This window comes from Sphingobacterium sp. UBA865 (assembly GCF_002295765.1).
GTDB classification, from domain to species: domain Bacteria; phylum Bacteroidota; class Bacteroidia; order Sphingobacteriales; family Sphingobacteriaceae; genus Sphingobacterium; species Sphingobacterium multivorum.
The window spans coordinates 1-13,601 of sequence record NZ_DBGB01000017.1 but is presented as its reverse complement, the minus strand read 5'-3'; the positions used below and the strand labels follow the sequence as shown (position 1 = coordinate 13,601).

The following is a 13,601-nucleotide window of genomic DNA, read 5'->3' as shown; positions in this document are numbered from 1 at the left end:
TGTACTTTGTACTCCAAAACAAACCATTGAGAAGCTAAGAATGTTTGTCGTTAACGCGTTTTAATGCGAGTAGTCTCCTATTGTTCCCTGGAGAACCAAGCGATTGTGGTCTGCAACTTTAAGGCTCAGCGTAATGTCTGACGCGATCGTTTTCAATAATAGAATCGGTGATATTTTAGCCTCATTTGGCCAATCCGCCAAATGAACTGCCACATGGGATAGTTCAACCGTCTTATTGTAAGCTACGTTAAGTTTATCAATATCCTTTGATGTGGACAGCAAACTAAATCCCTTATCTTGTTTTTGAAACCAGTGATAAAATAATTTATTGGGGAGGAATCTACTCATGTCGCTATCTCCACGCATGGCTATTCTTACATCCGGAACTTTCGTTTCGTACGGTGTTTTCTCTTCGATCGTTTCAAAATTTTCATCAACCGCATAATTTATAATGGTATCTGTTTGAATGACCTTATTTTTCAAAATTTCAATATCGACGTAATTTCCATCCAAATGTGTTATAATAGAATCGGCGGCTAAAGGGAGTTCACTAAGTAGTTGTTTTAGCTGATTTTTAAATTGACTATTGGGTATATTGATCCAAGCTTTACCAATGTATTTTGCGGAAGCGAGTTCTCTCACAAGATATTCCTTTGGAAAATTCCAATCTGTTGAGAAAAATTCGCCGGATACTTCGACATGGTCTCCTTTCAAATCAAGTTCGATAAAATTATCTGTTGAAATATTGCTATAACGCAGTGATTTTCCGGTCAACGTGCTTGGACGGTTGATAAATTGTTCTATGGTAACCCGGTCCTCTTTTGATTGAATTAGCTGAAGCATTTCTTCCTTCTTTGTATCAAGATCAAAGCCTAGACCTAGCAGCAGATCATCCCCTTTCCAGATAAAGGCGATTTTACTCGGTTGATGATAGGCATAGCTCACATCAGGGGCGAGATTACTTTCCACCGCACCAACCTGTAATACATCCTTTAGAAAGGTCAAAAATTGTTGTTTATTTTTTAGCTGAAAAAAAGCATAAAAGTTTTTTGGATGCGGTTCCAAAGCAAAAAGAAATACATTCGCTTTTATATCAATACCATTATCTTTGAGTTTACTTAGTTTTTTGCCAAAATCCTGTCCCTCTTTCGGCGCTGACTGCCATTTATTAAAAAACTGATTCAGCAGGATATCATCCAATGATATGGTCAACAAAGCCTTACTTTTTTTATGGACCAATGATTTATAGGATTCTTGCTGTCGTAGTATATATCCGCCCCAGGCGACAATCGCCAACAGTACGAGGACAGCTATCGTCCAAAGCATTATTTTTTTAATCATAACAATTGAATCAGTAATTTTTGGTAGTTTATCTCGTAAAGAACTATCTGACAGACCCCTCAACTAAGAAATTAGATTCCGCAGTATTGAGCTCCTTAAGAAAATCCTAGATTTGAAATTTTGTTCTGAAACCTATTCGATTTAAAATAGATCAATGAATCAAAGGCTGAAACAATACCTTCTCTGAAAAGAGCGTAAAAACTAGGTTTCAGCAATGCACTTGATACCTTCTATTTTAAAATCAATAATAGCAAAAGTATCAAATGCCTGGGGATCTTTTCATCCCTGAAATCAGGGAATTGGGGAGTCTAATTAGGCTTCCCGAATTAATCCGTATTCTATAGCCGATTTTACTGCCGCAGTAACACTTTTGGTTTGAAATTTTTCCATTAGATTTTTGCGATGGCTCTCTACCGTATGTGAACTGATAAACAATGAATCGGCAATTTGATTTGTTGTCATTCCTTGCGCCACGAAAGTAAGCACCTCTTTCTCGCGACGTGTCAATTTTGGCACCTGCTTAAGCCCCATTTCCACCTTCTTGTTCAGGATCGCCTGCGTTTTCTCACAGAGATACCTTTTGCCGACAAGAACAGCGGAAATGGCAGCAATTATTTCATCACCATTTGCATTTTTCTGTAGATAGGCATTGGCACCCTCATTTAAAATGCTGTTAATCACTGCAAATTCATTATGTACACTAAACGCAATAATTTTCAAATCCTTATTGCTTTCCTTTAGACCTTTAACCAAATCAATACCGTTAGCATCCGGCAGATTGATATCGAGCAGCAATACCAATGGCATATCAGCAGGAATACGATGGAACAGTTCAGTGGCGCTGGAATACATGCCCACAACTTCAAAATCTTCATGCGCATTTATAATGTTTTTCAATCCCTCAAGTAGCAAAGGGTGATCGTCTGTAATCGCTATTTTTATCATTTTTCCAAAAAGTTAAATCATAGGTAATTCCAATTCTATGGTTGTACCCGCTCCATTCTCCGACATAACCTTCATTTCCCCGTGTAGAAACGAAAGTCTTGACCGCACATTATGCATTCCCGCAGAGTGCTGCAAATCGACACTTTCCATATCAAAACCCTTGCCATCATCTTCAATAGTAATATGTAAACGTTTATTATGTGAAGAAAGCTGTATTAAAATGTTGGCCGCATTAGCATGTTTCAACGCGTTATTCACCAATTCTTGAATAATTCTGTACAAAGAAATTTCCTGTTCCGTGCTTAAGGTTGATTCAAATTGTAAAAATTCACATTCTACTTGACATGTCGATTGACTCATTCGGTTTGCATAGTCTCTTAAAGTTTCTTTCAAACCATATTTTACAATTAAATCTGGCATAAGATTATGTGCAAGCCGGCGAAGTTCATCTACAGCCCCGTCCAGCAAATCAATACTTCGATCGATTCCTTCTTTCATGGATTCCTGCTCCAATACATTTTTATTTATGGCTGATAATCCCAATTTGGTACTTGACAGCAAACCTCCTAATCCATCATGCAGGTCGCGAGCAAGACGGGTACGCTCTTTCTCTTCCCCGGCCAGCATTGCAGTCAGGTTTTTAATAGCATGTTGTTGATTATTCTTTTCCATCTCCAGTTCATGCAAATGAACCTTCTGCTTCAAGGCCTTTGAACGTTGCCAATACGCATAAAACAGCAAAACAATCACAACCAAACAACTGACGAACAACCAAATATAAATTGAATTCATTCGTGATTTAAAGGCAATTTGCTTTTTTGACACGTCAAGTTCTTGCAAGCGCTGTTCATTTTCCAGTTGGCTTAATTGCAAATCCTGTTCCTTTTTATCCCGTTCAAGTTGGAGTACCTTGAGCTGTTGTGTTCGATTGAGTTCATTTAATTTCAAATTCTCCACCAGTTGACGTTGTCTATCGTTCAAGACTTTCATCAGCTTGATCTGCTGTTCCTTTTTCTCGCCTTCCAATCGAAGCCGCATTAACTTTTGGTTTTGCAATTCACGCTCATACTTTAGCTCAAGTTGCTTCGTCTTATCCAGTTTATCCGAATTAAATGCTTTTTCAAATACATCTATGTAACTTTTTTGATAATTGAAAGCTTCCTCATATTTACCCTCTTCAACACTTACTTCAGCCAGTCTGCTAAACAGGCTTAACCCGACTTGGTAATCATAATGGGGCTCTCTTTGAAGATTGTGCAGTGCCTGCTGCAGATATTTTTTTCCTTCCTCTCGATGTCCGACTTTGAAAGATTCATCAGCGAGGATACCGTAAGCAGGTATTGTAATGGCATATTGTCCCGTTTCAGCAGCAATATCTAAGGCCTGTTTCGCATATGATATTGCTTTTTTACCACCATTTTCTGGATAAAACTCATGGTACAGATTCGCTAAATTAACAGAAACGTAAGCTAAATCTGTTGGATTAACAAGATGTTTCTCGTTCTTTTCTACCAAATTGTAAGCCTCAAGATAGTGTTGTTCAGCTTTCCTTAATAGATTTTGGTCTGCATTATTGGATCTATACTCCTCTTCAAATAGGTAACCAGCCTGCATGTAAGCGTCAAATAGGCTATTGACATTCTTTCCTTCCTTCGCCGTTTCCAGCAGAAGCGTGGTGTACTTTTCTTGAAAATCATAATTGCGTTGGTTTGCATAGATCGCTGTAAGCTCCTTATAAACTGCCAATTTTCGGGCGATATTTGCCTCAGTCGGTGGCGCCTTCTCTAAAAATGAAATTGCTTTATGGAATTGGGAAACAGCCTCATCCTCTTTATTCTGTCGTGTCATAACCCATCCATCACAATAATGCACATACCCCTTTATTCCATTATCGTTAACTATGGGGAGTACAGATTTAGCATGTTCTAAATAATAGCGTGATTTTTCAAATGCATGATCATTAAAACTGTTCATGGCAGCAATACAATTCAAATAGGCATAATATTGCTTGTCAGGATAATTTCTGGCCAACTGAATATTATCATTAAGCAATTGACTGGCCAGCGCTTTTTCATTACTAAAATATAGGGCTTGTGCATATTTACCCGTTAACACAAACCGTTCTTTACTTCCTAAAGGAAGACTGTAATACGACTTCTGCAAATCTTGCAGCTGTTCTTGCGCAACAATAGCATCGCAAAAGCACAATAAAACAAAGAATATTAGTACAGATTTCCAAAAAGTTCGAACATGCCCCATAAAATCAAATCTAGCGTCTAGCTATGTGAATTGGCCAAACATAGATAAAATTGCTCTTATACGCAATTCGTTGTCTCGAAAATAAATTAACTTCCCCCTGTTATTGACCTAATTAACCGAACCTTGCTGAGCAAAAAATTGTACCTTTGTAACAATGAAGTACACCTATCTTTTTCTTGCTATAGCCGCAGAGATATTTGCAACCACTTTCCTCAAGAAGTCTGCGGGTTTTACCCTTATAAAGCCTACCATTCTCTGTATTGTAGGCTATATTATTGCCTTCTATTTTTTAAGTATCACACTTAAATACCTGCCCGTCGGAATATCCTACGCAATTTGGTCTGGCGTTGGTATTGTAGCCATTACGCTTATTGGTATGTTCTTATTTAAACAGATTCCCGATACAGCAGCCATTATCGGTATGGTCTTGATTGTTGTTGGAGTCATTATTATCAATCTGTTTTCAAAAATGGGCGCACATTAGTTGATCTAAGATCAAAATTTGTATTTTTGTAACTTACATAAATAAAAGGATACGTGTCGTTAGAGAAACTAAAACTTAGCAAAAGATTGAATGCTACGATGACCGAACTCGGTTATCTTGCTCCAAAGGAAATTCAAAGTAGATGCATTTCCAGAATTCTTGGTGGACAGGATGTGATTGCCATCGCTCCAGAAGGTGCAGGCAAAACCACAACTTATGTCTTATCTACCTTGATGAAGTTGAAATTCACAACAGATGAAGCTCCGAAGTTTTTGATCTTGGCGCCTAATGAAGAACGTATCGACGAAATTGTTGAGAGATTCTATCAATTAAGCAAAAATAAAGATCTTCGCATCATTGGATTGCGGGCTTCAGGCAGCATGGAAGAAGAAATCGAAGAACTGGTTGATGGAAAAGACATTGTTGTAGCTACCCCAAATCGTGCAAGAGCTATCTATCTTAAATTGGCTTTGAATCTCAACCGTATTCAGACACTGATTATCGATGATGCTGAAGAGATTATCAAACAAGGAATGCAAAATACGGTAAGGGAATTAGCCGAAAGCTGCGGAAAAGTACAACATTTAGTTTTCAGTACTGTTGAACACCAAAAACTTTATGACATGATCGACAATTTCATGAATGAAAATTGTGCCTCGGTCGAAATAGATGAACTTGAGAATGACACTGTCGACACCCTAGATCTATTATTATATCATGTTCCTAATTTCACAACAAAGATCAATTTATTAAATCTTCTGTTGCAGGATAAAGAAGTATTTCAAAAAGTAGTCGTCTTTGTAAATTCGAAGCTTACTGCCCAAAAGTTGGCCAGCAGTTTGTTCAGTAGCAATAAAGAAGAAATTGCTATCCTCAATCCATTGTTCTATGATGATTTTGGCTATGAGACGATGGAAGATTTCAAGGAAAATAGTCAATCTCGTGTCCTAATAATTGCACGGGAAAATACGAACGATGTAGACCTTTCCGCTGTTCCATTCATTTTTCAATTTGAGTTACCAAATGAAAAGGAGGAATTCTTAAATCATCTTGTTAAAAATGACGAAAATGAAGAATCAGTCGTGTTGACTTTCACAACAGATCTGGAATTACCCATGGTTAAAAAAATAGAACAGGCTGTCGGTAAAAGAATGGATGTTTTGGAACTGCCAGAGGATCTTGTAATCTATAATCCCATCACCGACAAAAAGAAAAAGTCGAGCAAGGAGGAAGATAAAGAAGATCTTTCCCGAGGTGGCGCATTCCACCAAAAGAAAGAAAGCAATGCCAAGACTTTTAATTATGGCGGTGGCGAAAAGGCAAAAATGACCATGAAAATGAAAAAGAAATAAAAAAGGGAAGTTTAAAACTTCCCTTTTTTAAATAACAGCATACTGTTATCATTTTATCAACAAATCCTTTTCATACACAATTTCCCTTCGATGAGGTAAATTCGAAATACTGCTATGGTGAAGTCCTCGTTGACTGTAGTTTACTTGAGAATTTTCTTCAACAATTTAATATACGCATTTGCGATTCTTTCCATACCTTGATCATTTGGATGAGCGTAGTCAACGGTCGAATTCAGATCCAGATTAAGGTCTTGACTCGACAATAAGAAAAGCTGACGGATTCCTTTTGATTGTAATTTTTCAAAAGTCGCCTTCAGCACACGGCTACTTTGCTGGTATTCCGCATTTTTATCTTCATTAAAGACTTCGGCTATGCTCCCCGAACTATGCTGTGTCAAAATAATGGGTGTCGTCGGATGTTCTTTTCTTAAAAATGTCACCGCATTGACCAACAGTGAATCCAATTGCTCTTCTGTTAGCGACTTTGAAATAGCAAGATTAGGAATACAATCCAACACATAACAGGCAGCATCTACACTATTCATCACATTCAAAATCGGTTGTTCCAATCGACCGTTACCAGAAAAGCATAAGTTGATCATTTCATGGTCAAACGCACGTCCCACTTGGTTGGTCCAAGCTAAGCCTGGGCGACTGGTACAGGCCCCCTGTCCAATCGAGGTCCCATACACAACAATAGGTTTGGCTGCTGTGGTATGGGTATACGTTAATTTAGCGGTATTTGGCACACCAATCTTTAACCACTTAACCGTATTGTATAGCGGAAGATATAAGCGGTAATTAAATTTTCCATTGCGCCCTATATTCTTCCATGTATAAGAAATGGTATCCGAAAAATCATAATTGCCATAAGCCCATTTCCATTCCTTGTTTACAGTATCATAAGCATAAAGATCAAGCCCACTGACACCTGTTGTTGGCATATGGGGCATATTTAAACCGCCAGCCACTTGGTATTGAACCATAATCTCAGGTGAAGTAGTTTGAAAGTCAATATAGAATCCCGCACTATTCTTCCCCAGTTCCCATACGGGTTTACGTACCTGGCTTTCCAGTTCATCCGGAAGTCTATTGAAGGCCGAAAGCTTCTGATTCTCCAGCCTACCTTCCACATGCTTATCTTCTAGTGGAGAAAACCAACTATAACTCTCCTGCGCTTTGATGGCAGAAAAAGACAACAACAAAAACGCTGTCAATGCAACTTTTGAGAACATACAATAATTTAGCTTTAAGTTTGGTGTAATTGATTATAAAAAAGGAGCCTATTGGCTCCTTTCTATTGCGATTTATTTATTATACTATAAAATAGCTTGTCTAACTCGGACCAGTTTTTCCATCAAGCCTTCAAGTAAATCCAAATGTAACATATTGGCGCCATCAGACTTCGCATTTGCCGGATCAGGATGTGTTTCTATAAACAGGCCGTCGGCTCCCACCGCTATTGCAGCTTTGGCTATTGTTTCAATTAATGCTGGTTTCCCTCCTGTTACGCCAGAAGTTTGATTCGGTTGTTGTAAGGAATGTGTACAGTCCATTATTGTGGGCACGTTAAAAGAACGCATTTCGGGAATCCCGCGATAATCTACAATGAGATCCTGATAGCCGAACGTATTACCCCGATCAGTTAAAAAAACCTTCTCATTTCCAGATTCCACGATCTTATCCACTGCAAATTTCATAGATCCAGCACTCAAAAACTGACCTTTCTTTACATTGACCACCTTGTTCGTTTTTGCTGCTGCAACTAATAAGTCAGTCTGTCTGCACAAAAATGCTGGAATTTGAAGAACGTCAACGTATGCGGCTGCCATTTCCGCCTCATGGCTCTCATGGATATCCGTCACCGTCGGTACACCAAAAGTTTTCCCAACTTTCTCTAAAATCTTCAACGCTTTCTCATCACCTATCCCCATAAATGAATCTAGCCGCGATCTATTGGCCTTACGGTAAGATCCCTTGAAAATGTACGGAATATTTAGTTTATCTGTAATTGTAACAATCTTTTCAGCAATACGCAAAGCGATTTCTTCTCCTTCAATTGCACATGGCCCCGCCATTAAAAAGAAATTCTGCGATGTCCCATTCTTGATTTCGGGAATGTATTTGTTAATCATATAATTATAAAAAATTAATTGCCGAGTTCTGATAAAAATTTGATTCGCATCAATTGGAGATCCTCATAGCTATAATCGTCTCCACCTAATTCTTTAAGCGCATCATTAATTGAATCAGTCTCTGCTGTCTTAAAATAGTCATATACCTCATCTTGACGATCCTCATCTATGACCTCATCAATAAAGTAATTGATATTGATTTTCGTTCCTGCGTTTACGATCGTCTCAATTTCTTTCAATATTTCTTCATAAGTTATCCCCTTAGCTGAGGCAATATCATCTAATGCAATTTTACGATCGATATTTTGAATAATAGACACTTTTAATGCCGATTTATTAGCTGTACTCTTAATGACAAGATCCACAGGTCTATCAATTTCATTCTCCTCAACATAGTCTTTGATCAAGGCAATAAATGGAGCACCAAATTTAATCGCTTTACCATTCCCTACCCCCTGAATCTGTTTCAACTCATCGATAGCAATTGGATAATGTGTACACATCTCTTCCAGCGAAGGATCTTGAAAGATAACAAACGGCGGCAGGGACTTGCCCTTTGCAATTTTCTTACGTAAATCTTTAAGCATACCCAACAAGACGGTATCTAAGGCCCCTGTACCCTGTCCTGTATCTTCCGAACTTGTATTATCCCCCCCTTCAATTGGACGATTCAAAACAAATTTTAGTTGATAAGGATTATCCAGATAATGACGACCAATAGCTGTCAATTTTAAAAGGCCATAATGATCAATATCTTTTTCGATAAAGTTATCAAGCACTGCCTGCCTAAGTAAGGATTTCCAATAAATAACACCTTTATCTTTGCCCTTTCCGAAAAGACGATGTTCATCATGTTTATAGGCGGATACGGGTTGGTTGTTTTGGCCGATCATGACGTTAATCACGTGATGATCATCAAATTTTTCACCCTGTTCTTGAATAAAGCCCAATACATCTTTTAAAGCGTCTTCGGCCTCAAAATATTCTTTTTCCGAACGACAATTATCACACATATTATTACAGCCCTGCTCGTCAAAATTTTCTCCAAAATAATGAAGAATCTGTTTACGGCGACATACTGCAGACTCCGAATAATCAATAACCTCTTTTAAGATCTGCGTGCCAATCTCACGTTCAGCCACAGGTTTATCTTTCATAAACTTGGTCAGTTTTTCAACATCTTTTTCCGAATAAAAAGCCAAGCAATAACCATCACCCCCATCACGTCCAGCACGTCCAGTTTCCTGATAATATCCCTCCATGGATTTAGGAATATCGTGGTGAATCACATAACGAACATCAGGTTTATCTATTCCCATACCAAAAGCAATGGTAGCCACAATCACTTCGACATCCTCCATCAAAAATTTATCCTGTGTATCTGCTCTTGTTTTGGCGTCTAAACCCGCGTGGTAAGGTAAAGCTTTGATGCCATTTAGGTTCAAAACCTCACTGATTTCTTCTACCTTTTTACGGCTCAAACAATAGACAATGCCCGTCTTACCCGATTTGGTTTTGATAAAACGTACAATTTCTTTTACGACATCTTTTTTAGGTCTTACCTCGTAATATAAGTTGCTACGATTAAATGATGACTTAAATAAAACAGCATCAGTCATCTGCAAATTTTTACGAATATCAGACTGTACTTTAGGTGTTGCTGTCGCTGTAAGCGCAATAATAGGAATATTGGCCCCTATTTCATTAATGACCTGGCGTATTTTACGATATTCTGGTCTAAAATCGTGTCCCCATTCGGAAATACAATGCGCTTCGTCAACCGCTACAAATGACACGGTGATTTGGTGTAAGAAGTCCAAATTATCTTGCTTAGCAAGAGATTCCGGAGCGACATACAGCAATTTGGTCTTCCCAGCGATTACATCATCCTTAACCTTTGTAATCTCACTTTTATTCAATGAAGAATTCAAAAAATGAGCGATACTATCTTCGCCACCGAATGCACGAAGCTGATCTACTTGGTTTTTCATTAAAGCAATCAACGGAGAAATAACAATTGCAGTCCCCTCACTCATGAGTGCTGGAAGTTGATAGCAAATTGATTTCCCTCCTCCGGTTGGCATAATTACAAACGTGTCTCTCCGTTGAAGAATACTGTTTATAATTGCCTCCTGATCCCCCTTAAAAGTATCAAAACCAAAAAAATCTTGTAAATTGTCGAAAAGTGATTTTTCTATTTCCATTGCGCCTTGGGCAAAAATAAGATAGATAAATGAAGAAATAATCTTGAAAAATAATCTATTTTTGCAATCTATTCTAATACATAAAAGTAAGAGTATTTTTTGTGAAAAACAACTACGAAATAAAAAATATAGCTATTCAAGCTATTCAAGAAGAAGCCAAGGCAGTAGCTGCTTTAGCTCAATATATTGATGATGATTTTGTTACCGTTGTCGATCGTATTCTTAATTTGCACGGCCGAGTTATTGTAACTGGAATTGGTAAAAGCGCTATTATTGCTCAAAAGATAGTTGCAACGCTCAATTCGACAGGTACACCATCGATTTTTATGCATGCTGCTGATGCTATCCATGGAGATCTTGGTATCATCCAACAAAATGATTTGATTATTGCCATCTCTAAAAGTGGTAATACACCTGAGATTAAAGTACTTGTTCCCTTTTTAAAACAGACAAAGAATGTATTGGTTGCTTTGGTCGGAAATACAGATTCCTACCTCGCTAAAAATGCCGACTATATTTTAAATACCACCGTTGAGAAAGAAGCTTGTCCCAACAACCTTGCACCAACTTCAAGTACAACTGCTCAGTTGGCAATGGGTGATGCGCTTGCCGTGGTATTACAAGAGTGCCGTGATTTCACGGATAAAGATTTTGCAAAATACCATCCAGGAGGAGCATTAGGCAAAAAGCTGTACTTGAGAGTCGGCGATCTATCCGATCAGAATGGCAAACCTAGCGTCCCACAACAAGCCACAGTAAGTGATATCATCATCACCATAACACAGTTTAGACTGGGAGCTGTCGCCGTGTTGGATGATGAAAACATACTTGGCATCATCACAGATGGTGATATCCGTCGTATGCTGGAGAAACACACGGATTTAGCGACAATTACTGCCGCCGATATCATGGGAAAATCACCTAAAATTATCGATAAAGATGAATTGGCCGCCAATGCACTCCATATTATGCGTGAAAACAATATCACACAACTATTGGTTTCCGACAAAGGAAATTACGCTGGTGTTATCCACATACAGGATCTATTGAAAGAAGGGATAATATAACTGTAATAAAGTTGTTAGATGTACAATAAATTGGCAATAAATATTAAATTTGGCATATCAGTTGTACTATTTTAATCGTAAAGTAATATTTTAGAAGCATGAAAAAGTATATAACAATCTTAGCAGTGATCATTTCCTTTATTGGTTTTTCTTCGATGCAAACAGGACAAGGAGAATTTAAATTCGAAAAAGAAACACATGATTTTGGTAAAATTCCTGCCGGCACGCCCGTTTCGTATAATTTCAAATTTTCTAACACCGGTAGCGAGCCAATTATCATTTCCAACGTGGTGCCTACCTGTGGATGTTCTGTAGCAGAATTTACAAAAACGCCAATCAAACCAGGAGAAAGTGGTACGATTAAAGTGACTTACAATGCTGCAGCAAAAGCGCCATTCACAAAGAGCTTCACGGTGCAGTCGAATACCAAGACTCCTGTAAAAACGCTATACATTAAGGGTATTGTAGAATAACAATTTCCATAGATAAAACGAAAAAAGCCACATTATCATGTGGCTTTTTTCGTTTTATTTTGGTTAGCTTTGCACTACTAATTTTAAAAAAACTATAATGCCAGTAATATCAGAAAAAGGGCTGAATATGCCTGCGTCGCCTATTAGAAAGTTGACGCCATATGCTGATCAAGCAAAAAAAGAAGGTAAAAAGATATATCACCTCAATATCGGACAACCTGATATCCAAACACCTGAAGTGATGCTTAATGCTTTGAAAAATATACAGTTCAAAGTGTGGGCCTACACACCTTCTGAAGGTACAGCCTCTTACCGAAACAAGTTAGCAGAATATTATAATAAGCTAAATTATAATATCGAGCCGACAGATATATTAGTAACAAATGGTGGTTCGGAAGCGATTATGATCGCTATGCAAGCCTGTTTAAATGAAGGCGAAGAGATCATCATTCCAGAGCCATTTTATGCGAATTACAATGGTTTTGCTTGTTCCTCCGATGTGGTAATCAAACCAATCATGTCCTATATTGAAAGTGGATTTGCATTACCTTCCATCGCCGAATTTGAAAAAGTAATCACCGCTAAAACCAAAGCAATCTGCATCTGTAATCCAAATAACCCTACAGGTTACCTTTATTCCAGAGAAGAACTCGAAGCTCTTCGTGAACTTTGTCTAAAATATGATCTTTACCTTTTTTCAGATGAGGCTTATCGTGAATTTTGTTACGATGGCAGAGCGTTTATCTCACCAATGCATTTAGAAGGTCTCGAAAATAATGTCGTTATTTTTGATACAGTATCAAAACGTTACTCCGCTTGTGGTGCGCGTATTGGATGTATCATTACCAAAAATAAAGAACTATATCAGACAGCACTGAAATTTGCACAAGCGCGCTTAAGCCCATCCTTAGAAGGACAAATAGCGGGTGAAGCTGCTGTTGATACACCAGACAGTTACTTCGAGGCGGTATCCAAAGAATATACAGCAAGAAGAGATACCCTCGTAAAAGGGCTCAATGCCATTGAAGGAGTTTACTCTCCTAACCCGGGTGGCGCATTTTACGTCGTAGCCAAATTACCAATTGATAATGCAGATAAATTCTGTCAATGGATGTTGGAAGAGTTCTCTTACAATAACGAAACAGTTATGATGGCTCCAGCTACGGGCTTTTATAGTACAGAGGGTGCTGGAGTAAATGAAGTCCGCCTGGCCTATGTACTGAATCAGGATGATCTTAAAAGCGCTTTAGTTTGCTTAGAGAAAGCACTCCAAGTGTATCCGGGACGCACAAATTAACAATAAGATAACAGCACTTAAGAAAGAAGCTGTCTCAAATTTAT

Annotated in this window: 11 protein-coding genes; 5 read left to right on the top strand and 6 right to left on the bottom strand. The window is 38.2% G+C overall.

Annotation, left to right across the window (positions count from 1 at the left end; translation table 11 throughout):
• Nucleotides 1-60 precede the first annotated feature (60 nt).
• The 3 genes from B2O97_RS09185 to B2O97_RS09175 all read right to left on the bottom strand — a co-directional run bounded on the left by B2O97_RS09185 (nucleotide 61) and on the right by B2O97_RS09175 (nucleotide 4,449).
• Nucleotides 61-1,341, bottom strand: a complete 1,281-nt coding sequence (locus B2O97_RS09185) for a hypothetical protein (protein WP_115048823.1) — start codon at nucleotides 1,339-1,341, stop codon at nucleotides 61-63.
• A gap of 312 nt (nucleotides 1,342-1,653) precedes the next feature.
• Nucleotides 1,654-2,286: a response regulator gene (locus B2O97_RS09180; protein WP_070561086.1), complete on the bottom strand. Its 633-nt coding sequence runs from the start codon at nucleotides 2,284-2,286 to the stop codon at nucleotides 1,654-1,656.
• A gap of 12 nt (nucleotides 2,287-2,298) precedes the next feature.
• Nucleotides 2,299-4,449 (bottom strand): sensor histidine kinase, encoded by a 2,151-nt coding sequence (locus B2O97_RS09175; RefSeq protein WP_201639164.1) that lies wholly within the window; start codon nucleotides 4,447-4,449, stop codon nucleotides 2,299-2,301.
• A gap of 250 nt (nucleotides 4,450-4,699) precedes the next feature.
• Here B2O97_RS09175 and B2O97_RS09170 point away from each other — a divergent pair, with 250 nt between their 5' ends.
• Both B2O97_RS09170 and B2O97_RS09165 read left to right on the top strand, forming a co-directional pair.
• The gene (locus tag B2O97_RS09170; RefSeq protein WP_070561088.1) at nucleotides 4,700-5,029 is read left to right on the top strand and encodes a DMT family transporter; all 330 of its coding nucleotides are present in this window, start codon (nucleotides 4,700-4,702) and stop codon (nucleotides 5,027-5,029) included.
• Between the two features lie 53 nt (nucleotides 5,030-5,082).
• Nucleotides 5,083-6,381 carry a DEAD/DEAH box helicase gene (locus B2O97_RS09165; RefSeq protein WP_070561089.1) on the top strand — a complete coding sequence of 433 codons (1,299 nt, stop codon included), beginning with the start codon at nucleotides 5,083-5,085 and terminating at the stop codon, nucleotides 6,379-6,381.
• A 140-nt stretch (nucleotides 6,382-6,521) separates the two neighbouring features.
• Here B2O97_RS09165 and B2O97_RS09160 read toward each other — a convergent pair whose 3' ends face one another.
• The 3 genes from B2O97_RS09160 to recQ form a co-directional block, all read right to left on the bottom strand.
• Nucleotides 6,522-7,616 (bottom strand): SGNH/GDSL hydrolase family protein, encoded by a 1,095-nt coding sequence (locus B2O97_RS09160; RefSeq protein WP_070561090.1) that lies wholly within the window; start codon nucleotides 7,614-7,616, stop codon nucleotides 6,522-6,524.
• 84 nt (nucleotides 7,617-7,700) lie between these two features.
• Complete coding sequence (gene kdsA, locus B2O97_RS09155; RefSeq protein WP_070561091.1) at nucleotides 7,701-8,516, bottom strand: 3-deoxy-8-phosphooctulonate synthase; 816 nt, start codon at nucleotides 8,514-8,516, stop codon at nucleotides 7,701-7,703.
• Nucleotides 8,517-8,530: 14 nt separating this feature from the next.
• Nucleotides 8,531-10,720, bottom strand: a complete 2,190-nt coding sequence (recQ, locus tag B2O97_RS09150) for a DNA helicase RecQ (protein ID WP_286767290.1) — start codon at nucleotides 10,718-10,720, stop codon at nucleotides 8,531-8,533.
• A 101-nt stretch (nucleotides 10,721-10,821) separates the two neighbouring features.
• Between recQ and B2O97_RS09145 the strand changes: the two genes are divergently transcribed.
• The 3 genes from B2O97_RS09145 (at nucleotide 10,822) to B2O97_RS09135 (ending at nucleotide 13,557) form a co-directional block, all read left to right on the top strand.
• Nucleotides 10,822-11,787, top strand: a complete 966-nt coding sequence (locus B2O97_RS09145) for a KpsF/GutQ family sugar-phosphate isomerase (protein WP_070561093.1) — start codon at nucleotides 10,822-10,824, stop codon at nucleotides 11,785-11,787.
• Between the two features lie 98 nt (nucleotides 11,788-11,885).
• Nucleotides 11,886-12,260, top strand: a complete 375-nt coding sequence (locus B2O97_RS09140; RefSeq protein WP_075992841.1) for a DUF1573 domain-containing protein — start codon at nucleotides 11,886-11,888, stop codon at nucleotides 12,258-12,260.
• Nucleotides 12,261-12,357: 97 nt separating this feature from the next.
• Entirely contained in the window at nucleotides 12,358-13,557 is a 1,200-nt protein-coding gene (locus tag B2O97_RS09135; protein ID WP_070561095.1) for a pyridoxal phosphate-dependent aminotransferase, read from the top strand.
• Nucleotides 13,558-13,601 lie beyond the last annotated feature (44 nt).

Bases quoted from the DNA above. Each gene is read 5' to 3' on its own strand.
- B2O97_RS09185 (WP_115048823.1), bottom strand. From the start codon at position 1,341: ATGATTAAAAAAATAATGCTTTGGACGATAGCTGTCCTCGTACTGTTG.
- B2O97_RS09180 (WP_070561086.1), bottom strand. From the start codon at position 2,286: ATGATAAAAATAGCGATTACAGACGATCACCCTTTGCTACTTGAGGGA.
- B2O97_RS09170 (WP_070561088.1), top strand. From the start codon at position 4,700: ATGAAGTACACCTATCTTTTTCTTGCTATAGCCGCAGAGATATTTGCA.
- B2O97_RS09160 (WP_070561090.1), bottom strand. From the start codon at position 7,616: ATGTTCTCAAAAGTTGCATTGACAGCGTTTTTGTTGTTGTCTTTTTCT.
- kdsA (WP_070561091.1), bottom strand. From the start codon at position 8,516: ATGATTAACAAATACATTCCCGAAATCAAGAATGGGACATCGCAGAAT.
- recQ (WP_286767290.1), bottom strand. From the start codon at position 10,720: ATGGAAATAGAAAAATCACTTTTCGACAATTTACAAGATTTTTTTGGT.
- B2O97_RS09140 (WP_075992841.1), top strand. From the start codon at position 11,886: ATGAAAAAGTATATAACAATCTTAGCAGTGATCATTTCCTTTATTGGT.
- B2O97_RS09135 (WP_070561095.1), top strand. From the start codon at position 12,358: ATGCCAGTAATATCAGAAAAAGGGCTGAATATGCCTGCGTCGCCTATT.